The organism is Actinomadura rayongensis (assembly GCF_009831215.1).
GTDB classification, from domain to species: Bacteria; Actinomycetota; Actinomycetes; order Streptosporangiales; family Streptosporangiaceae; genus Spirillospora; species Spirillospora rayongensis.
This window is the reverse complement of record NZ_WUTW01000008.1, coordinates 86155-106379: the sequence shown is the minus strand read 5'-3', so window position 1 is coordinate 106379 and position 20225 is coordinate 86155. Positions and strand designations below refer to the sequence as shown.

General features: G+C 73.0%; 22 protein-coding genes. 4 read left to right on the top strand and 18 right to left on the bottom strand.

Translation table 11 applies throughout. The features are described from left to right. Positions 1 to 61 precede the first annotated feature (61 nt). Complete coding sequence (locus GQ466_RS26910) at positions 62 to 496, top strand: CBS domain-containing protein (RefSeq protein WP_161105850.1); 435 nt, start codon at positions 62 to 64, stop codon at positions 494 to 496. A gap of 25 nt (positions 497 to 521) precedes the next feature. On the opposite strand, the gene GQ466_RS26905 is transcribed toward GQ466_RS26910, so the two are convergent. Then, on the bottom strand, positions 522 to 1430 hold the full coding sequence (locus GQ466_RS26905) for a hypothetical protein (protein WP_161105849.1): 909 nt from the start codon (positions 1428 to 1430) through the stop codon (positions 522 to 524). Positions 1431 to 1654: 224 nt separating this feature from the next. Further along, entirely contained in the window at positions 1655 to 2416 is a 762-nt protein-coding gene (locus GQ466_RS26900; protein WP_161105848.1) for an SIR2 family NAD-dependent protein deacylase, read from the bottom strand. Positions 2417 to 2525: 109 nt separating this feature from the next. On the opposite strand from GQ466_RS26900, the gene GQ466_RS26895 reads away from it, so the two are divergent. Continuing rightward, positions 2526 to 3482, top strand: a complete 957-nt coding sequence (locus tag GQ466_RS26895; RefSeq protein WP_161105847.1) for a sulfotransferase family protein — start codon at positions 2526 to 2528, stop codon at positions 3480 to 3482. Here the strand turns inward: GQ466_RS26895 and GQ466_RS26890 are convergent. The 5 genes from GQ466_RS26890 to GQ466_RS26870 all read right to left on the bottom strand — a co-directional run bounded on the left by GQ466_RS26890 (position 3466) and on the right by GQ466_RS26870 (position 8794). Continuing rightward, positions 3466 to 3615: a hypothetical protein gene (locus GQ466_RS26890; protein ID WP_161105846.1), complete on the bottom strand. Its 150-nt coding sequence runs from the start codon at positions 3613 to 3615 to the stop codon at positions 3466 to 3468. The two genes, GQ466_RS26895 and GQ466_RS26890, sit on opposite strands and share 17 nt — an antisense overlap. Before the next feature lie 203 nt (positions 3616 to 3818). Beyond that, positions 3819 to 5729, bottom strand: coding sequence for an ABC transporter ATP-binding protein (locus GQ466_RS26885; protein ID WP_161106005.1), 1911 nt, complete (start codon positions 5727 to 5729; stop codon positions 3819 to 3821). A 177-nt stretch (positions 5730 to 5906) separates the two neighbouring features. Continuing rightward, the gene (locus GQ466_RS26880) at positions 5907 to 6701 is read right to left on the bottom strand and encodes an enoyl-CoA hydratase/isomerase family protein (RefSeq protein ID WP_161105845.1); all 795 of its coding nucleotides are present in this window, start codon (positions 6699 to 6701) and stop codon (positions 5907 to 5909) included. Between the two features lie 165 nt (positions 6702 to 6866). Then, complete coding sequence (locus tag GQ466_RS26875) at positions 6867 to 7079, bottom strand: helix-turn-helix domain-containing protein (RefSeq protein ID WP_103566747.1); 213 nt, start codon at positions 7077 to 7079, stop codon at positions 6867 to 6869. Positions 7080 to 7195: 116 nt separating this feature from the next. Next, the gene (locus GQ466_RS26870) at positions 7196 to 8794 is read right to left on the bottom strand and encodes an ATP-binding cassette domain-containing protein (protein ID WP_161105844.1); all 1599 of its coding nucleotides are present in this window, start codon (positions 8792 to 8794) and stop codon (positions 7196 to 7198) included. Positions 8795 to 9013: 219 nt separating this feature from the next. Here GQ466_RS26870 and GQ466_RS26865 point away from each other — a divergent pair, with 219 nt between their 5' ends. Further along, positions 9014 to 9775 (top strand): VOC family protein, encoded by a 762-nt coding sequence (locus GQ466_RS26865; protein WP_161105843.1) that lies wholly within the window; start codon positions 9014 to 9016, stop codon positions 9773 to 9775. Between the two features lie 52 nt (positions 9776 to 9827). Continuing rightward, positions 9828 to 10223 carry an ABC transporter permease gene (locus tag GQ466_RS26860; protein WP_161105842.1) on the top strand — a complete coding sequence of 132 codons (396 nt, stop codon included), beginning with the start codon at positions 9828 to 9830 and terminating at the stop codon, positions 10221 to 10223. 36 nt (positions 10224 to 10259) lie between these two features. On the opposite strand, the gene GQ466_RS26855 is transcribed toward GQ466_RS26860, so the two are convergent. The 11 genes from GQ466_RS26855 to arcC all read right to left on the bottom strand — a co-directional run bounded on the left by GQ466_RS26855 (position 10260) and on the right by arcC (position 20201). Next, positions 10260 to 10634 carry a metal-sulfur cluster assembly factor gene (locus tag GQ466_RS26855; protein ID WP_161105841.1) on the bottom strand — a complete coding sequence of 125 codons (375 nt, stop codon included), beginning with the start codon at positions 10632 to 10634 and terminating at the stop codon, positions 10260 to 10262. Beyond that, complete coding sequence (sufU, locus tag GQ466_RS26850; RefSeq protein ID WP_161105840.1) at positions 10631 to 11086, bottom strand: Fe-S cluster assembly sulfur transfer protein SufU; 456 nt, start codon at positions 11084 to 11086, stop codon at positions 10631 to 10633. The genes GQ466_RS26855 and sufU overlap by 4 nt, the downstream gene beginning before the upstream one ends. 43 nt (positions 11087 to 11129) lie before the next feature. After that, the gene (locus tag GQ466_RS26845; RefSeq protein ID WP_161105839.1) at positions 11130 to 12413 is read right to left on the bottom strand and encodes a cysteine desulfurase; all 1284 of its coding nucleotides are present in this window, start codon (positions 12411 to 12413) and stop codon (positions 11130 to 11132) included. Then, complete coding sequence (gene sufC / locus GQ466_RS26840) at positions 12410 to 13177, bottom strand: Fe-S cluster assembly ATPase SufC (RefSeq protein ID WP_161105838.1); 768 nt, start codon at positions 13175 to 13177, stop codon at positions 12410 to 12412. The genes GQ466_RS26845 and sufC overlap by 4 nt, the downstream gene beginning before the upstream one ends. 24 nt (positions 13178 to 13201) lie before the next feature. Further along, the gene (locus tag GQ466_RS26835; RefSeq protein ID WP_161105837.1) at positions 13202 to 13519 is read right to left on the bottom strand and encodes a non-heme iron oxygenase ferredoxin subunit; all 318 of its coding nucleotides are present in this window, start codon (positions 13517 to 13519) and stop codon (positions 13202 to 13204) included. Then, a complete protein-coding gene (sufD, locus tag GQ466_RS26830; RefSeq protein ID WP_161105836.1) occupies positions 13516 to 14640 on the bottom strand; it encodes a Fe-S cluster assembly protein SufD in 1125 nt (374 codons plus the stop codon). The genes GQ466_RS26835 and sufD overlap by 4 nt, the downstream gene beginning before the upstream one ends. After that, positions 14640 to 16052, bottom strand: a complete 1413-nt coding sequence (sufB, locus tag GQ466_RS26825) for a Fe-S cluster assembly protein SufB (RefSeq protein WP_161105835.1) — start codon at positions 16050 to 16052, stop codon at positions 14640 to 14642. The genes sufD and sufB overlap by 1 nt, the downstream gene beginning before the upstream one ends. Next, a complete protein-coding gene (locus GQ466_RS26820; protein ID WP_161105834.1) occupies positions 16049 to 16813 on the bottom strand; it encodes a MarR family transcriptional regulator in 765 nt (254 codons plus the stop codon). Before GQ466_RS26820 ends, sufB begins: the two co-directional genes overlap by 4 nt. Before the next feature lie 114 nt (positions 16814 to 16927). Then, positions 16928 to 17833, bottom strand: a complete 906-nt coding sequence (locus GQ466_RS26815) for a universal stress protein (RefSeq protein WP_161105833.1) — start codon at positions 17831 to 17833, stop codon at positions 16928 to 16930. After that, positions 17830 to 19260, bottom strand: a complete 1431-nt coding sequence (locus tag GQ466_RS26810; RefSeq protein WP_161105832.1) for an amino acid permease — start codon at positions 19258 to 19260, stop codon at positions 17830 to 17832. Before GQ466_RS26810 ends, GQ466_RS26815 begins: the two co-directional genes overlap by 4 nt. Positions 19261 to 19265: 5 nt before the next feature. Beyond that, positions 19266 to 20201, bottom strand: coding sequence for a carbamate kinase (gene arcC, locus GQ466_RS26805; protein ID WP_161105831.1), 936 nt, complete (start codon positions 20199 to 20201; stop codon positions 19266 to 19268). Between the last annotated feature and the right edge of the window lie 24 nt (positions 20202 to 20225).

Here is a 20225-nt window from a genome sequence, read left to right as displayed (position 1 = left end):
TCCCCGAATCCATGCGACCGTTGCGGTACCCGCCCCAACGGAACTGCGGAGTGTGACCCCCATGCGCATCCGGGACATCCTGCGGAGGAAGGGCGACCTCGTCGCCACCGTGCCGCCCGCCACCACCGTCCGCGACCTGCTGTCCGTCCTCGCCGAGCACAACATCGGCGCCGCCGTCGTGTCGGCCGACGGCGCCGCGATCAACGGCATCGTGTCCGAGCGCGACGTCGTCCGCCACCTGCACGCGCGCGGCGCCGGGCTGCTCGGCGTGCCCGTCACCGAGATCATGACCGCGCACGTGCGGACGTGCTCCCCCGACGACCGCGTCGAGGACGTGCGCCAGTCCATGACCGAGCACCGCTTCCGCCACCTGCCCGTCGTCGTGGACGGACGCCTCGCCGGCATCGTCAGCATCGGCGACGTCGTCAAGAGCTCCATCGACGCGCTGGAGAGCGAGCGCGAGCACCTCGTGGGCTACATCCAGCAGTCGCCCTGACCCAAGGCGAGGGCGGCGCGGAGCCTCAGTGCTCGGCCGCGTGCGACGTCAGCACGGACACCAGGTCCGGCGGGAGCACGAGCGCGTCGCCCTCGTACCGGGTCTCCAGCAGCGTCAGCTCGCCGCCGCGCCACCAGTACAGGTGCGGGCTGAGCGAGCCGGGGCCGTCCTCGTAGGCGCGGTGCGCGTGCGCCTGCAGCTCGGCCGCCGCCGTCGCGACGGCCCGGTACCGCGCGCGGACGTCCGCGCCGCCCGGACGCAGCGGGTGCGCGACGACCAGGCCCCGGTTCGGCGCGATGACCAGCGCGCCCCGCGACCCCATCGGCAGGTACTCCTCCAGCCACGCCAGGTGCGTGACGGCGTAGAACGTCCAGCCGTGCAGGACCGACACCCGCACGCCCGCGAGGTCGCGCTCCTCGTGCTCCAGCGGCCCGTCCGCGCGGACGTTGGCGCGGCCGAGCATGAACAGCGCGTCGCCCGACACCGGCCAGCCGTCCATCTCGTCGATCGTGACGGTCCGGACGGTCGTCGGGGTGTCCACCACGACGACCTCGATGAGGCCGGGCGCGAACGGCCGCGCCGCGAGCACCCCGTTGTCGGCCTCGGCCGGGTAGATGCGGGTGCGCAGCAGGTGCTGGGCGAGGTCGAAGTCGCTGAGGTCCAGCGGCTCCTCGATCGCCGTGACGATCGTCGTGACGTGGTCGGAGACGAGCGCGGGCCAGTCGTCGCGGGGCACGAGCCGGGCGAGCTGGCGCAGCGTGCGCATGCTGACGTGGAGGCGGTTGGACCGGCCGTCCGGCCCGGCGCCCTCCAGCTGCACGACGTCGCCGGGGAACGTGGCGCAGGCGTAGCCGAGGCTCTCGGCGACGAGGTGGAGCAGTGAGTCCAGGGTGCCGTCGTGGGTCGGCTCGGGGCGCGCGTGCCGTCCGGTCATCGGGGACCTCCCTCGGGGGCTGGACCGCAGCCCGGAGCGGTCCAAGCGGACGCGCCGACGATGCGGCCGGCACGGCGTGTCCAGGGCAGGACGGAACCGTCCCCGCCCGCCCCCCGACGGGCTCCCCCGTGTCCCAACCCGACCCCTCCTCCCCGTGCGACCTACTGAGAATTGCAGGAGTTGGCCGCAGGGGGAAGGGGTCGGCGGTCACGAAGGTCCAACGATCAGGACGGCGGCGCGAGGACCGCCGCGACCAGCTCCGGCAGGGCGGTTCCGATGGGTTCGCGCACGACGGCGGCGGCGATCGGGTCGTAAGGAGTCTCGGTCGCGTTGACGACGATCAGCGCGGCGCCGTGCTCCACGGCCTCCAGGCACAGCCCGGCGGCGGGCTGGACGGTCAGCGACGTCCCGACGGCGAGGAACACGTCACAGGACCGCGCGGCGCGGACGCAGGCGTCCAGCACGTCCTGGTCCAGCGCCTGGCCGAACGAGATCGTCGCGGCCTTCTGGACGCCGCCGCACTCGACGCACGGCGGGTCGTCCTCCCCGGCGGCGACGCGGGCGAGGACGTCCGGCATCGGCGTCCGCAGCTCGCAGACCAGGCACTCGGCCTCCAGCATCGTCCCGTGGATCTCCAGGACGGCGCCGGACCCGGCCCGCTGGTGCAGGCCGTCGATGTTCTGCGTGACGAGCGCCCGCAGCCGTCCGGCCCGCTCCAGGTCCGCCAGCGCGCGGTGTCCGGCGTTCGGCTCGGCGCCCCACACGGCGTGGTCGCGGCGCATCCGCCACGTCTCGCGGCGGACCTCGGGATCGGACAAGTAGGCGCCGATGGTCGCGCGCTCGGCGGCGTTCGGGTCGCGCGTCCAGACCCCTTCGGCGCCGCGGAAGTCGGGGATGCCGCTGTCGGTGCTGATCCCCGCCCCGGTGAGGACGGTGATCGCCGAAGCCCGCGGCAGCGCGGCGGCGAGGGCGGCGGGAAGCTCCATGAGAACCAGGCTACGGCCCGGTACGTCCGGGTACTGCCCCGATGTCCATGAGGGCGCACACCGCAGGAACCGCGCGCACCTCCACCGGGATGACAAACTGGGAAGTCATATGAGGTCCACGCCGCACATCCTGGTGATCCACGGCACGAAGGTCCGCCGCCCGGTGTTCGTCCTGGGCGCCCCCCACTCGGGTGCGGACCTGATCGCCCGTGCCGTGAAACGTTCCGCCGGGTTCCATCTGACGTCCGGGCGGCCGAGCGTCCTGCGCGTCACGTACGCGTTCGCGCGCCGTCCCCAGATCGCCGCCGACCGCGTCGTGGGCGCCGCCCGCGTGCTGCGCGACGCCTACGCCGAGTCGTGGCAGATCTCCGCGCGGTCGTGCGCGGAATGTCCGCCCGAGTGCCGGGAGCTGGCCGGGCTGCGGCTGCGCGCGGGCGCGTCCCGCGCGGAGGCCGAGCGGACGGGCCCGTGCGTGGAGTCGCAGCGCGTCGAGCGGTTCGGCGACGCCTCGCCCGACCTGCTCTACAGCGCGGACGTCCTGCTGGACGCCTTCCCCGACGCCCAGCTCGTCCAGGTGATCCGCGACGGCCGCGACGTCGTCGCCGACATGCTCGGCGACGAGCGCTGCATGGCGTGGTTCCGCCCGGGCCTCGCGAACCTGGACACGGTGTTCCCGAACCCGTTCCTCGGCGTCGAGGACGTCGAGGACCGCGACCGCTGGCCGTCCGCCGCACCGGCCGTGAAGTGCGCGCTGCGCTGGCGGGGCGCGGTCCGGCTGAGCGCCCGGCTGCGCGCGCAGACGCCCGAGGACCAGCTCCTCACGTTGCGCTACGAGGACCTCGTCCGGCGTCCTACCGAGATCGCCCGGACGCTGTCGGGCTATCTGGAAGCCGAGATCTCCACCGGGACCGTCGCGGGCCTCGTCCGGCCCCGCGACCGCCGCGCGGCCGAGCCCGAGACGGGCATCTGGCGCGACCGGCTGTCGCCGCGCCAGGTCGTCCAGGTGGAGCGGGTCGCCGAGACGGAGCTGACCCGCCTCGGCTACACGCTCAGCGACGGCGGATGACGGCGGCGCGGTCGGCCATGTCCGGGCCGAGCCAGCCGATGGCGACGCCCGCGGCGCCGAGTCCGACGAGCAGCACGGTGTAGCGGCCCGGTCCGGTCCTGATCACCCGGTCGGGGCGGATCGGCATGCGCATGGTGCTCCCTTCCTCGCGTTCCGGGAGCGCCCGCACCGGCGCGTCCCCGGACGCGGCCCGCCGGTCTCTCCCGCACCCGCCACGGTGCCGTCCCCGGATGTCGCCCGGGTGACCGGCGTCCCGCGACGGCGGGAAGAGCGGCCGACCTGCGCCGCCGACCCCCTCCCCGGGGACGGCGGCGCGACACGGCGGCGTGACGAGCCTCACATCGTAGCGGGCTCGTCCGTCCGCGGCGAGGGAGCGGTCTCGCCCTGCCGGGCGAACTGGGTGCGGTACAGCTCGGCGTAGAGGCCGCCCTCCAGGAGCAGTTCCTCGTGCCGTCCGCGCTCCACGATCCGGCCGCCGTCGATCACGAGGATCTGGTCGGCCTCGCGGACGGTCGAGAGCCGGTGCGCGATCACCAGCGACGTCCGGCCGGCGAGGGCGGTCTGCAGCGCCCGCTGCACGGCGGCCTCCGACTCCGAGTCCAGGTGCGCGGTGGCCTCGTCCAGGACGACCACCGACGGCGCCTTCAGCAGCAGCCGCGCGATCGCCAGCCGCTGCTTCTCCCCGCCCGACAGCCGGTAGCCGCGGTCGCCGACGACCGTGTCGAGCCCGTCGGGCATCGCGGCGATGAGGTCACCGACGTGCGCGGCCTCCAGCGCGGCGAGGATCTCCTCGTCGGTGGCGCCCGGCGCGGCGTAGCGCATGTTCTCCCCGATCGTGTCGTGGAAGAGGTGCGCGTCCTGGCTGACGACGCCGACGGTCGAGCGCAGCGACTCCAGCGTGACGTCCCGGACGTCCGTGCCGCCGACCCGGACCGCGCCGCCGGTCGCGTCGTACATGCGCGACACCAGGTGCGTGATCGTGGACTTGCCCGCGCCGGACGGCCCGACGAGCGCGACCATCTGCCCGGGCTCGGCGGTGAAGTGGACGTCGTGCAGCACCTCGCGACCCGGCGAGGTGTCGCCCCGCGCGATCGACTCCAGCGACGCGAGCGAGATCTCGTCGGCCCCCGGGTAGCGGAACCGGACGTGGTCGAACTCCACCGCCGGCGCCTGCCGCGCCGGCGGGAGCGCCCGCGCGTCGGGACGGTCGTCGATGAGCGGCTTCAGGTCCAGCACCTCGAACACCCGGTCGAAGCTGACGAGCGCGGTCATCACGTCCACGTGGACGTTGGACAGCGCGGTCAGCGGTCCGTACATCCGGGTGAGCAGGGTCGCGAGGGCGACGAGCGTGCCGAGCTGCAGGCCGCCGTCCACGACGAGCGAGCCGCCGACGCCGTAGACCATCGCGGTCGCGAGCGACGCGACGAGCGTGAGCGCGGTGAAGAACACCCGCCCGTACATGGCCTGGGTGATGCCGATGTCGCGAACCCGCGCGGCGCGACCGGAGAACCGGTCCTCCTCCTCGGCGGGCCGTCCGTACAGCTTGGCGAGCATCGCGCCCGCCACGTTGAACCGCTCGGTCATGAGCGAGCTCATCTCGGCGTCCAGCTGCATCGACTCGCGGCTGATCCGCTGGAGCTTCCGGCCGACCCACTTGGCGGGCAGGATGAACACCGGCAGCAGCGCCAGCGCGATCAGCGTGACCTGCCAGGACAGGATCAGCATCGTGATCAGCACGATCACCAGGCTGATCACGTTGGTGACGACCGACGACAGCGTGCTCGTGATGGCCCGCTGCGCGCCGATGACGTCGGAGTTGAGGCGGCTGACCAGCGACCCGGTCTGGGCGCGCATGAAGAACGCGACCGGCTGCCGCTGGACGTGCGCGAAGACCTGGGTCCGCAGGTCGTAGATCAGTCCCTCGCCGATCCGCGCGGAGAACCAGCGCTCGGCGAGCCCGAGCACGGCCTCGACCAGCGCGAGCCCGGCGACCGCGACGGCGAGCCAGACGACGAGGTGCATGTTGCCGGGGACGATCCCCCGGTCGATGATCGACTTGAGCAGCAGGGGGTTGGCGACGACGATCAGCGCGCCGAACGCGTTGAGCCCGAGGAAGATCAGCAGCTCGCGCGTGTAGGGACGCGCGTACCCGGCGATGCGCCGGACGGTGCCGGGCTTCAGCCGCTCCCGCGTGACCGAGCTGTCCCTCCGGAACGACGCCATGACCTGCCAGCCGGCACCCGGCATTCCCACCGCGGCCTCCCTCGGGGTCGAAGGGCGCCTCCGTTGGCGCCGTCATCAAGTAAGCATCTGTTCGCCCTCGCGACAACGCCGAGGCCGGGGCTCCGCTTCCGGAGTCCGCTATCGGCTGAAAACAGGACGGCCCGGACCCCCGCTCGGGGATCCGGGCCGTCCGGAGATCCGTCAGCCGGGCAGGCCGCCGAACATCTCGCGGAGCCGTCCGGCCTGCTCGCGCCGCTCGGCCGCGCACTGCGCCGCCAGGTCGTTGCCGGGCGCCTCCAGCAGCAGCCGCTTGGTCGCGACGGCCGCGCCCGCGTTCACCGCCAGCAGCGACGCCACGAGGTCCGCGACGGCCTTGTCCAGCTCCCCGGCGGGCGCGGTGATCTCCGCCAGGCCGAGCCGGGCGGCCTCCGCGGCGCCGACCGTCCGGGCCGTCAGGCACAGCTCCAGCGCCCGGTTCACCCCGACGATCTCCACCAGCGGCTTGGTGCCGGTCAGGTCAGGGACGAGCCCGAGCGCGGGCTCCTTCATGCAGAACTTCACGTCGTCGGCGACGACGCGGATGTCGCAGCCGAGCGCGAGCTGGAAGCCCGCCCCGATCGCGTGCCCGTGGACGGCCGCGACGGTGACGAACTCGGGGCGCCGCAGCCAGGTGAAGCCCTCCTGGAGGTCGGCGATGAACGCGTCCAGGTCGTCCTCGCCCGCCGGGAAGCCGCCGCCCCCGGAGAACATCGACAGGTCGATGCCCGCCGAGAACGAGGGCCCCTCCCCGCGCAGCACGACCACGCGCACGTCGGCGGGCAGGGAGCGGCCGATCGCGGCGAGCGCGCGCCAGGTCGCGAACGTCATCGCGTTGCGGCGCTCGGGACGGTCCAGCGTGACGGTCGCGACGGCGCCGTCGACGTCCAGCCGCAGCCCGGCCTCGGCCAGCGCGGCGTCGTCCGGCAGGCCCGTGGCCGCGCTCTGCGCGTCCCCCATCGTGTACCCCTTCCGCCTCGGAGCGATCACCGGCGCGGCGCGCGCGGGCGCCGTCCGGCGGCGGGGCGCGGGGGTCGGTCCGCCCGGCCGCCGCCGCGACCGAACCCTACTCGGTCGGGCGCGGCGGCGATGCGGGCGGGCGGCACGTCCGGGACGGGCGCCGGGTCAGGACTTGCGGCCCCGCGTCGCGCCGCCGCGACCGCGCAGGTTGACGCCGGCCTCGGTGAGGATCCGGTGGATGAAGCCGTAGGAGCGGCCGGTGGCGGCTGCCAGGGCGCGGATGCTCTCGCCGGAGTCGTACCTCTTCTTGAGCTCCGTCGCCAGCTTGTCGCGCTCGGCACCGGTCACGCGGGTGCCCTTCTTGAGGGTCTCGGCCACGAGTACCTCCCGTAGTGATGTGGTGACCGCTGCGTTATCCCCCGCCATGATCAGTCATTCCCGCGCGTTCGGCTACCCACTCGGAGATAAAAGATCGACGGAAGTCACCGTGCAGGTCACGCGAGTGCCACCAGATCGGCGAACTCGTCACTCCAGATGTCTTCCACACCATCGGGCAGCAAAATCACTCTTTCCGGCGCCAGCGCGTCGACCGCTCCCTCGTCGTGGGTGACGAGGACGATCGCCCCGGCGAACGTCCGCAGCGCGGCGAGGATCTCCGCGCGGCTGGCCGGATCGAGGTTGTTGGTCGGCTCGTCCAGGAGCAGGACGTTCGCGCTCGACACCACGAGCATCGCCAGCGCGAGCCGGGTCTTCTCCCCGCCCGACAGGACGCCCGCGGGCTTGTCGACGTCGTCGCCGGAGAACAGGAACGAGCCGAGGATCTTGCGGACCTCCACCGGCGCGAGGTCGGGCGCGGCCGACTGCATGTTCTCCAGCACCGAGCGGTCCACGTCGAGCGTCTCGTGCTCCTGCGCGTAGTAGCCGATCCGCGCGCCGTGCCCGGCCACGACCGCGCCGGTGTCGGGCTTGTCGACGCCCGCGAGCATCCGCAGCAGCGTCGTCTTGCCCGCGCCGTTGAGGCCGAGGACGACGACGCGGCTGCCCCGGTCGATCGCGAGGTCGACGTCGGTGAAGATCTCCAGCGAGCCGTAGGACTTGGACAGGCCCGCGGCGGTGAGCGGCGTCTTCCCGCACGGCGCCGGGTCCGGGAAGCGGATCTTGGCGACCTTGTCGGCCTGCCGCTCGCCCTCCACCCCGGCGAGGAGCTGGCGGGCGCGGCGGTCCATCTGCTGCGCGGCCTTGGCCTTGGTCGCCTTGGCGCGCATCTTGTCGGCCTGCGACAGCAGCGTCGCGGCCTGCCGCTGGGCGTTGGCGGTCTCGCGCCTGCGGCGGCGCTCGTCGGTCTCGCGCTGCTCCAGGTACTTCTTCCAGCCGACGTTGTAGAGGTCGATGACGCTGCGGTTGGCGTCCAGATGGAAGACCCGGTTGACGACGACGTCCAGCAGGTCCACGTCGTGGCTGATCACGACCAGGCCGCCCTGGTGGGACTTCAGGAAGTCGCGCAGCCACACGATCGAGTCGGCGTCGAGGTGGTTGGTGGGCTCGTCCAGCAGCAGCGTGTCCGCGCCGGAGAACAGGATCCGCGCCAGCTCGACGCGGCGGCGCTGCCCGCCGGACAGGGTGCCGAGCGGCTGGCCGAGCACGCGGTCGGGCAGGCCGAGGCTGGAGGCGATCGACGCGGCCTCGGCCTCGGCGGAGTAGCCGCCGAGGACGTGCAGCCGGTCCTCCAGGCGGCCGTACCTGCGGACGGCCTTGTCCCGCGCGTCGCCGGTCGCGGTGGCCATCGCCTCCTCGGCGGCGCGGAGCTGGCGGATCACCTCGTCCAGGCCGCGCGCCGACAGGATGCGGTCGCGGGCCAGCTCGGCGAGGTCCACGCCGCGCGGGTCCTGCGGGAGGTAGCCGATGGCGCCCGAGGACGTCACCGACCCGCCGGCGGGCTGGGCCTCGCCCGCCAGCACCTTGGTGAGGGTCGTCTTGCCCGCGCCGTTGCGGCCGACCAGGCCGACCCGGTCGCCGGGGTTGACGCGGAAGGTGACGCCCTCCAGCAGCAGCCGGGAGCCGGCGCGCAGCTCGATGTCGTTGGCGATGATCACAGTGACTCAGGGCTCCCCGGACGGAAGGCTCGGCGGACGGCACGGAACGGCGCGCCGGCGGGGGGTCCGCGGCGGCGCGCCCGGGGGCTGTCAGGGCGGGAGCACGACCACCCGATCAAGTGTACGGGACGTCCCCGCGCGGCGCGCACGCGTGCGCGGGGCGCCCGGCGGGCAGGAGGGGGCGCGACCGCCGGACCGTCCGGCGGCGAGGAGGCACCGATGACCCATCTGACCGGAAACGCGCCCGCCGGGACGCCGGACTGGCTCGACCTCGCCACGCGCGACCCCGCCCGGACCCGGCAGTTCTACACGGCCCTGCTGGGCTGGGACTACGAGGAGCTGGGCCCCGAGGCGGGCCACTACACGCTGTGCCGCAAGGACGGCCGGGACGTCGCCGCGATCATGCCGGGGCCGGTGGAGAGCGGCGACGACGTGCCCGCGTGGACCGTCTACTTCGCCACCGACGACTGCGACGCGACCGTCCGGCGGGTGACCGACGCGGGCGGTTCGGTGCTCGTCCCCGCCGACGACATCATGGACAAGGGCCGGATGGCGATCGTCGAGGACACGACGGGCGGGCAGTTCGGCCTGTGGGAGGGCCGCGCGCACACCGGCGCCGGGCTCGTCAACGAGCCGGGGTCGCTCGTCTGGAACGAGTTGGTCACGGCCGACCCGGGCGCGGCCCGCCGGTTCTACGGAAGCGTGTTCGACCACGCCGCCGAGCAGCTTCCGGCGAGCGACGACCTCGACTACACGACGCTCGCCCGGCCGGACGGCCGCATCATCGGCGGCATCCACGGCATGCCCGACACCCCCGCGACGTCCTGGCTGACCTACTTCGGGGTGGAAGACGCGGATCGGGCCGTCGCGATCGTCCGGGACGAGGGCGGAATCGCCGGCAACCCGTGGGACTCGCCCTACGGCCGCGTCGCCGACGTCCGCGACCCGGTCGGGACGCCGTTCCGGGTGCTGGCAGGTTGAGCCCGGCGCGTTGCCCGCGCCGCGTGATCCGCGATCGGGGAAGATGTCGGTCATGTGGATCGCGTCGGAACGCCGCAGTCTCAGCCGGTGGCTGGTCCCCGGCCTCGTCCTCGCCGCCGGGGCGGTGGTGGGCGCCGTCCTGGCCCTCGACGGGCGCGGGCGGACCGGCCTGGTCGCGCTCGCGGTGCTCGCCGGGTACGCCGCCCATCTCGGCTACCGGCGGCACGAGCCGGCGCTGCCGCTCAGCGAGGCGTTCGGCAGCGGGCACCGGGCGCGGGCCCACCTGCGCTCGGCCGCGATGACCGGCGACGTGCTGACCGCCGCGATCGTCGGGACGCTGGTCGTGCAGGCGCTGCGCGGCGCGGACGTGACGCCGTTCGCGTGGCTGGCATTGATCGCGGGCGTGACCTACGCGTTCTCGGCGCTGGTGGCGGGCCGGGCGCTGTGAGCCCCGGGTCCCGCGCGGCGGGACCCGGGACCGGGGTCAGACGTTGAAGCCGAGCGCCCGGAGCTGGTCGCGGCCGTCGTCGGAGATCTTGTCGGGGCCCCACGGCGGCAGCCACACCCAGTTGATCTTGACGTCGGAGACCAGGTCCGCCAGCGCGCTGTGCGCCTGGTCCTCGATGACGTCGGTCAGCGGGCACGCCGCGCTGGTCAGCGTCATGTCGAGCGTGGCGACGCCGTCGCTGAGGTCGACGCCGTAGACGAGCCCGAGATCGACCACGTTGATGCCGAGCTCGGGGTCGACCACGTCCTTCAGCGCCTCCAGCACCTCCTCCTCGGGGGAGGCGTCGGCGAGCGCGTCAACGCCCGCGGTGGAAGCGGCGGGGGCGGCCTCGGCCGCGGTGTCGTCGGTCATGATGCCTCTCCAAGAGCGCGCGCGGTCGCGTCCTTCCAGGTCATCCAGCCCAGCAGGGCGCACTTCACGCGCGCGGGGTACTTCGACACGCCGGCGAAGGCGACGGCGTCCTCCAGGACGGTCTCGTCCGGCTCGATCTTGCCCTGGGACTGCATCAGCTCCAGGAACGCGTCGCCGATCGCCAGCGCGTCCTTCACGGACCTGCCGATGACCAGGTCGGTCAGGACCGACACGCTGGCCTGGCTGATCGAACAGCCCATCGCGTCGTAGGAGACGTCGGCGACGACCGCGTCCGGCCCGTCCCCGGTGAGGTGGACGCGCACCGTCGCCTCGTCGCCGCACGTCGGGTTGACGTGGTGCGCCTCGCCCTCGAACGGTTCCCGCAGCCCCTTGTTCTGGGGGTTGCGGTAGTGGTCGAGGATGACCTCCTGGTACATCGCCTCTAGCTGCATGGCTTCCTTTCCCTGTCCCTCCCGGGGACAACCGGCGCGGGGCTCAGGCTGTTCCGAAGAACTTCTGGGCGTGCCGCACCCCGTCGGCCAGCGCGTCGACGTCGGCCAGGGTGTTGTACACGTACAGGCTCGCGCGCGTCGTGGCGGGGATCCCGTACCGGCGGCAGATCGGCGCCGCGCAGTGGTGCCCGACCCGGACCTCGACGCCCAGCTCGTCCAGCACCTGGCCCACGTCGTGCGGGTGGATGTCGTCCACGACGAACGACACCGCGCCGCCGCGCGACTCGACCGTCCCGGGGCCGACGATCCGCACGCCCGGGATCTCGCTCAGGCGCTCCAGCGCGTACCCGAGCAGGATCTCCTCGTGCGCGTGGACGCGGTCCATCCCGAGTTCGGACAGGTAGTCGCAGGCCGCGCCGAGCCCGACGGCCTGCGCGACGTTCGGCGACCCGGCCTCGAACCGCTGCGGCGGCGGCAGGAAGGTCGACTCCTCCATCCGCACGACCTCGATCATCGAGCCGCCGGTGATGAACGGCGGCATCGCCTCCAGCAGCTCCCGGCGGCCCCACAGGACCCCGATGCCGGTCGGGCCGAGCATCTTGTGGCCGGAGAACGCGAGCAGGTCGGCGCCGAGCGCGGTGACGTCCACCGGCATGTGCGGGACCGACTGCGCCGCGTCCACCACGACGAGCGCGCCGACGGCGTGGGCGCGCGCGGCGATGGCCTCCACCGGCGTGATCGTGCCGAGGACGTTGGACTGGTGGGTCAGCGCGACCAGCTTGGTCCGCTCGTTGACGAGCCCGTCCAGGTCGTCCAGGTCGAGCCGGCCGTCGTCGGTGAGCCCGAACCAGCGCAGCGTCGCGCCGGTGCGCTGACAGAGCTGCTGCCACGGCACCAGGTTGGCGTGGTGCTCCATCTCGGTGACGACGACCTCGTCGCCGGGGCCGAGCCGGAACCGCTCGGCCTCCGGGCCGGACGTCGCGGCGTTGCTCATCGAGTACGCGACGAGGTTCAGCGCCTCGGTCGCGTTGCGGGTGAAGACGATCTCGCCCGGCACCGCGCCGATGAACGTGGCGATCGTGGCCCGCGCGCCCTCGAACGCGTCGGTGGCCTCCTCGCCGAGCAGGTGCGCGCCCCGGTGGACGGCCGCGTTGTGCCGCTCGTAGAACTCGCGCTCGGCGTCCAGCACGGCGGCCGGCTTCTGCGACGTCGCGCCCGAGTCCAGGTAGACGAGCGGACGCCCGCCGCGGACCGTGCGCTGCAGGAGCGGGAAGTCCTTCTTCAACTCGCCGGGGAGCAGCCCCGCGCCCTGAGAGACCTCGGTCATGCCGACGCGCCCGCCTTCACGTACTTCTCGTAGCCCTCGTTCTCCAGCACGTCGGCCAGCTCGGGGCCGCCCGCCGCGACGACCCGGCCGCCCGCGAAGACGTGGACGAAGTCCGGCTTCACGTACCGCAGGATCCGCGTGTAGTGGGTGATGAGCAGGATGCCCGTCTCACCGCCGGCGCTGAACCGGTTCACGCCCTCGGACACGACCTTCAGCGCGTCCACGTCGAGGCCGGAGTCGGTCTCGTCCAGCACGGCGATCTTCGGCTTCAGCATCTCGAGCTGCAGGATCTCGTGGCGCTTCTTCTCGCCGCCGGAGAAGCCCTCGTTCAGGCTGCGCTGGGCGAACGCCGGGTCGATGGACAGCGCGTCCATCGCGCCCTTCATCTCCTTGGCGAAGTCGCGCAGCTTCGGCGCCTCGCCGCGCACGGCGGTGACGGCCGAGCGCAGGAAGTTCGACACCGACACGCCCGGCACCTCCACCGGGTACTGCATCGCGAGGAACAGCCCGGCGCGGGCGCGCTCGTCCACGCTCATCGCGAGGACGTCCTCGCCGTCCAGCGTCACGCTCCCCGAGGTCACCGTGTACTTCGGGTGCCCCGAGATGGCGTAGGCGAGCGTGGACTTTCCGGACCCGTTGGGTCCCATGATCGCGTGGGTCTCGCCGGCCCGGATGGTCAGGTCGACCCCGCGCAGGATCTCCTTCGCCCCTTCGGCGCCGTCCCCGACGGAGACGTGGAGGTCGCGGATCTCAAGCGTGGCCATAACTGTGTGCGCTCTCTTCGTGGATCAGTCGTCGGAGCCGAGCGCGACGTAGACGTCGCCGTCCTCGACCTTCACGCGGTACGTGGCCACCGGCTGGGTCGCCGGCGGGTTGGTGGGCTTGCCGGTGCGCAGGTCGAAGCACGATCCGTGCAGCCAGCACTCGATCGTGCCGTTGTAGACCTCGCCCTCGGCGAGGGAGACCTCGGCGTGCGAGCAGATGTCGTTCACGGCGAACACGCCGTCGCCGGTGCGGACGAGCGCGACGGGCGTGCCGCCGATCTCGACCGCGATCGCGCCGTCGGCCGGGACCTCCGCCAGCGGGCAGACCTTCACGAAGCTCATCGGTCCAGCTCCGCCTCGATCGCTTCCTCGACCTTCGCGCGGACCTCGGGGACCTCGATGCGCTCCACGAGCTGCCCGAGGAACCCGCGGACCACCATGCGGCGGGCCTCGTCGGCGGTGATGCCGCGCGCCTGGAGGTAGAACAGGTGCTCGTCGTCCAGGCGGCCGGACGCCGAGGCGTGCCCCGCCCCGACGACCTCGCCGGTCAGGATCTCCAGGTTCGGCACCGAGTCGACGCGGGTCCCGTCGGTGAGGACGAGGTTGCGGTTCAGCTCGTAGGTGTCGGTGCCCTCGGCCTCCGCGCGGATCACGACGTCCCCGATCCACACGGCGTGCGCGTCGGCGTCCTGCAGCGCGCCCCGGTAGTCGACGCGGCTGCGGCAGCGCGGCCGGTCGTGGTCGACGAACAGCCGGTGCTCCAGGTGCTGGCCGCCGTCGGCGAAGTAGACGCCGTACAGCTCGGCGTCCCCGCCGGGGCCGTCGTAGACGACCGACGGGGAGATCCGCACGAGGTCGCCGCCGAGCGTGACGTTGTGCGAGACGAACCGGGCGTCCCGGCCGAGCCGGGCGTGCTGGTAGGACACGTGGACGGTGTCGTCGTCCCAGTCCTGGAGGCCGATCACCGACAGCGAGGCGCCGTCGCCGACGACGAACTCGACGTTGTCGGCGTAGGTCGCCGCGCCGCGGTGCTCCAGCACGACGGTGGCCCGCGCGAACGGCTCCAGCACGACGGCCGTGTGCCCGAACGACGCGGCCGAGGCGTCCTCGCCGCGCAGCCGCAGCACGACCGGCTCGGTCAGCTCGGTCTCCTTCGGGACGGTCACGATCGTGGCCTGGGCGAACGACGCCCACGCCTGCGCGCTGACCCGGTCGGCCGGGACGAACGAGCGCCCGAGGCGCGGGTCCTCGCGGCCGACCGTCTCCACGGTCGCGCCGGCCGCCGCGACGGCCTCGGCGATGACCTTGCCGTGGGCCTCGGCGGTGCCGTTGTGCAGGCCGCGCAGGCGGCGCAGCGGGGTGAACCGCCACTCCTCCTCGCGTCCGGTCGGGACCTCGAAGTCGGCGACGTCGAAGGACGCCCGCTCGTGCAGGGTCGAGACGGGCCGCTGTTCCAGACCCATCAGCCGACGGCCCCTTCCATCTGCAGCTCGATCAGGCGGTTCAGTTCGAGCGCGTACTCCATCGGCAGCTCGCGCGCGATCGGCTCCACGAACCCGCGGACGATCATCGCCATCGCCTCGTCCTCGCTGAGGCCCCGGCTCATCAGGTAGAAGAGCTGGTCGTCGGACACCTTGGAGACCGTGGCCTCGTGCCCCATCTCGGCGTCGTCCTCGCGGACGTCCACGTAGGGGTAGGTGTCGGACCGGCTGATCTGGTCCACGAGGAGCGCGTCGCACTTGACCGTGGCCTTGCTGTGCGCGGCGCCCTCCTGGATCTGGACGAGCCCGCGGTAGGACGTCCGGCCGCCGCCGCGCGCCACCGACTTGGACACGACACTGCTGGAGGTGTTCGGCGCGGCGTGGACCATCTTGGCGCCCGCGTCCTGGTGCTGGCCCTCGCCGGCGAACGCGATCGACAGCGTCTCGCCCTTGGCGTGCTCGCCGAGCAGGTAGACGGCGGGGTACTTCATCGTGACCTTGGAGCCGATGTTGCCGTCCACCCACTCCATCGTCGCGCCCTCGTAGGCGACGGCGCGCTTGGTGACGAGGTTGTAGACGTTGTTCGACCAGTTCTGGATCGTCGTGTAGCGGACGCGGGCGTCCTTCTTCACGACGATTTCGACCACGGCCGAGTGCAGCGAGTCCGATTTGTAGATCGGAGCGGTACAACCTTCGACGTAGTGGACGTAGGAGCCCTCGTCGGCGATGATCAGCGTCCGCTCGAACTGGCCCATGTTCTCGGTGTTGATCCGGAAGTAGGCCTGCAGCGGGATCTCGACGTGGACGCCCGGCGGGACGTAGATGAACGACCCGCCCGACCACACCGCCGTGTTCAGCGCGGCGAACTTGTTGTCGCCGACCGGGATCACCGAACCGAAGTACTCCTGGAAGATCTCCGGGTGCTCGCGGAGGCCGGTGTCGGTGTCGACGAAGATGACGCCCTTCTCCTCCAGGTCGTCACGGATCTTGTGGTAGACGACCTCGGACTCGTACTGGGCGGCGACGCCGGCGACGAGGCGCTGCTTCTCCGCCTCGGGGATGCCGAGCTTGTCGTAGGTGTTCTTGATGTCCGCCGGCAGCTCCTCCCAGGAGGCCGCCTGCTTCTCGGTGGAGCGGACGAAGTACTTGATGTTGTCGAAGTCGATCTCCGACAGGTCCGATCCCCAGCTCGGCATGGGCTTCTTGTCGAACAGCCGCAGGCCCTTGAGGCGCAGGTCGAGCATCCAGTCCGGCTCGCCCTTCTTGCCTGAGATGTCGCGGACGACGTCCTCGTTCAGGCCGCGGCGGGCGGAAGCGCCGGCGGTGTCGGTGTCGGCCCAGCCGAACTTGTACCGGTCGAGCCCTTCCAGCTCGGGGTGGGCAGCCGTGGTCATAGGGAGGTCCTCCCGGACTCCTCGTCGGTCAAGGTCGCGTCGGCGCCGTTCCCTGCGCACAGGGAGCGCGGGCTGACGTGGGTCGTGCAGATGCCGTCGCCGTGGGCGATCGTCGCGAGCCGCTGCACCGGGGTGCCGAGCATCCGGCTGAACGCCTCGGTCTCGGCCTCGCAGAGCTGCGGGAACTCGGCCGCGACGTGCGCGACCGGGCAGTGGTGCTGGCACAGTTGCTCGCCGCCGCCCGGCGGCGGCGCCTTGCCCGCGGCGGCGGCGTAGCCGTCGCCCGACAGGGCCTCGGCCAGCCTGCGGACCCGCTGGTGCGGCGGGGCGGCCTGGACGGCGGGACGGTGCCGGCGTTCCAGCTCGCCGATCTGGCGCCGGGCGAACTCGGCCACCGCGCGCTCCCCCGCCGTCTCGGCGAGGAACCGCAGCGCGCTGGTCGCGAGGTCGTCGTAGGCGTGGACGAAGGCGCTCCGGCCGGACTCGGTGATCGCGAACCACTTGGCCGGACGACCCCGGCCGCGCCGCGACTGGGGCCGCGCCCGGCGGATCTCGATCATGCCCTCGGCGAGCAGGGCGTCCAGGTGCCGGCGGACGGCCGCGGGCGTCAGGCCCATCAGCTCGCCGAGCGCGGACGCCGTGATCGGCCCGTGTTCGAGGATGTGCCGGGCGACCCGGGCGCGCGTGTCGCGCTCCCGCTGGCCCGACGGCGCGCCGACGGGCCGCGCGTCCGCGGTTCCGGCGTTCGTCTCCTCGCTCACGTTTTTCACAACATCAGTGTGCCCTAATTGCTTCCCGGCGGCCAACGGAACGTCCGATGTCGTCCCTCACGCAGGTAAGCCTTACCTAATAAGGCGAAACGCCCGTGGCACCGGTCATTCCGGGGGGTTTCCGCGCGGCAGCACGACGATGGGGCACGGGGCGGCGCGCACGATTTTTCCGGAGCTTTCGCCGAGGAACACCTTACGGATGGGTCCGTCGTGGCTCGACTGGCAGGCCAGCAGTTCCCCGGGGAGCAGGGCGAGGGAGCGCAGGGCCGCGCCGATCCCCGCGCCCTCGGCCGTCTCGGTCGTGATCTCCAGGTGCGCGGGGAGGCGGTCGCGCAGCCGGGCGGCGGCGTCGGCCAGGTCGTCCTCGGCGGCGGCGAGCGCGCGGGCGACGACGTCCCCGGCGTCCTGGGCGCCGCGCCGGAACCGGGCGGGCAGCCCGGCCGGGCGCGGCACGAGCGAGACGAGCCGGACGGGCGCGTCCAGCGCGGCGGCGAGGTCGGCCGCGCCCGGCAGCGGGTCCTCCCGGCCGCGGCGGTAGGCGACGGTCAGCCGTTCCAGCCGGGGCGGCGGGGCGTCCGCGAAGCCGACCGGGGCCAGCAGGACGGGCACCGGCGCGCCGTGCAGGAGCTGGTCGGCGGTGCTGCCGACGGCGACGCCGCCGCGCGGTCCGCCGGGCGCGGACCCGATGACGATCAGCCCGGCCCCGGCGGCGCGGGCCGCCTCGGCGAGTCCCCGGCCGCTGCCCCGGTGCGGGTGCGAGACGAAGTCGGTGTCGGCGCGGTCGCCGAGCCGCCGGGCGGCCAGGTCGAGCACTTCGGCAGAGTGTTCGCGCAGGTAGGCCGTCCATTCGGCGTCGACGGAGCCGGGGCCGCGCGCGGGCCAGCCGGGCGGGCGGACGTTCGCGACCGTGAGCGGCGCCCCGGTCGCGCGGGCGTACAGGTCGGCGAGGGCGAGCGCGTCGTCGCCGCGCTCGTCGGCGGTGTAGCCGACGAGGACGGGCGCCGGGGTCATGGCGTGCCTCCGGGATCGTTGTTCAGCCGGGAGTGGCGGCGGCCGTAGAGGAAGTAGGCGACGAGCCCGCCGAGCGTCCAGAGCGAGAACACGACCCAGGTGACGCCGCTGAGCTTCACCATCAGGTACACGCAGAACGCGACGCCGAGCAGCGGCGTGACGGGGAAGAACGGGGTGCGGAAGCCGCGCGGCATGTCCGGGCGCGTCCGGCGCAGCACGATCACGCCGACGTTGACCATCGCGAACGCGAACAGCGTGCCGATGCTGGTCGCGTCGGTGAGGCGGCCGAGCGGGACGGCCGCGCCGAGCACGGCGATGAACGCGGCGACGATCACGGTGTTGGCGACGGGCACCTGGCTGCGCGGGTGGACGCGCTGGAAGATCGGCGGGATGAGCCCGTCCCGCGACATCGCGAACAGGATGCGCGTCTGCCCGTACATGACCGTCAGGACGACGCTGGCGATGGCGACCACCGCGCCGAGGGACAGGATCACCGACGGCCAGGTGGCGTGGGTGGCGCGTTCCAGCACGGTCGCCAGCGACGCCTCGCCGCCGCTCCCCTGGAACGCGCTCAGCGGCATCGCGCCCACGGCGGCCAGCGCGACGAGCACGTACAGCGCGGTGACGATGGCCAGCGACGCGACGATCGCGAGCGGCAGGTCGCGCCGGGGATTGCGCGCCTCCTCGCCCGCCGTGGACGCCGCGTCGAAGCCGATGTAGGAGAAGAACACCTTGGATCCGGCCGCGCTGATCCCGGCGAACCCCAGCGGCGCGAACGGCTTGACGTTGCCGGACCGGAACGCGGTGAACGCGACCGCGCAGAAGAACAGCAGCACGCCCGTCTTGAAGAACACCATGATCACGTTGACGGCGGCGCTCTCGGACGTCCCGCGCAGCAGCAGGAGCGCCGCGAGCACGACGATCGCCACGGCCGGGAGGTTGACGAGCCCGCCCTCGCCCGGCGGGCTGCTGACCGCCGCCGGAAGCGTGAACCCGAAGCCCTTGTCGAACAGGTCGTTGAGGTACTGGCCCCAGCCGACCGCGACGGCCGAGACCGACACCGCGTACTCCAGCATCAGGCACCAGCCCGACACCCACGCGACCAGCTCGCCGAGCGTCGCGTACGAGTAGGAGTAGGACGATCCGGACAGCGGGATCGTCCCGGCCAGCTCGGCGTAGGATAGCGCGGAGAACAGCGCGGTGACGGCGGCGAGCAGGAACGACAGGACGACGGCGGGCCCGGCGAGCGGCACCGCCTCGCCGAGCACGACGAAGATGCCGGTGCCGAGCGTCGCGCCGACGCTGAACAGCGTGAGCTGGAGCGGGCTCATGGACCGCCGCAGCTCGCCGCCCTCGCCCGCGCCGCTCTCCCGGACGAGCCGGTCCACCGGTTTCGTCCGCGCGAGGCTGCGCAGCAGCGGCGCCATCCCGCTCAGAGCGTGCTCGCCAAGGGCCAGGTGGCGTTCGGCGTGACGATCGTGCCCGCCGTGCCGTCCAATATCTGGACGCACTGGTCGAGCCGGCCGATCGCCGCCATGTCGCCGGTGCGCTCCACGAACCCGGCCGCCGCCTCCACCTTCGGCCCCATCGACCCGGCCGGGAAGCGCTCGGACCGCAGCTCGTGCGGGGTCGTGTGCTTGATCTCCTCCTCCTGCGGCGTGCCGTAGCCGCGCAGGACGCGCGGGACGTCGGTGAGGATGAGGAACGCGTCGGCCTCCAGCGCCTCGGCGAGGACGGCCGCCGTCAGGTCCTTGTCGATGACGGCCTCGACGCCTTCGAGCTGCCCGACGTCGTTGCGGAAGACCGGGACCCCGCCGCCGCCCGCGCACACCACGACCGTCCCGGCCCGGACGAGCTGGTGGATCAGCCGCGTCTCGATGACGCGCTGCGGCCGGGGAGAGGGGACGACGCGCCGCCAGTGCTCGCCGTCCGGCTTGACCGTCCAGCCGAACTCGCGGGCGAGCCGGACGGCCTCCTCGTGCGTGTAGACCTGCCCGACGAACTTGGCGGGCTCCTCGAACGCCGGGTCCACCGCCGACACCAGCGTCTGGTTGATCATCGCGAGCACCTGGCGGCCCGGCAGCGCGTTCTGCAGCGACTGGAGGATCCAGTAGCCGATCATGCCCTGCGTCTCGGCGCCGATCGTGTCCAGCGGGTAGGGCCGGGTGAGGTTCGGGTCGTTGACGCTCTCCAGCGCCAGCACCCCGACCTGCGGCCCGTTCCCGTGCGTCAGGATCATCTCGTGCTTCGCGGCGAGCGGCGCCAGCGACTTCACCGCCGCCACCACGTTGGCCCGCTGGAGATCGGCGTCCGGCCGGTCCCCGCGCCGCATGAGCGCGTTCCCGCCGAGCGCGACGACGATGCGCATCGCGGCCCCCCTTCCGTCGCCCGC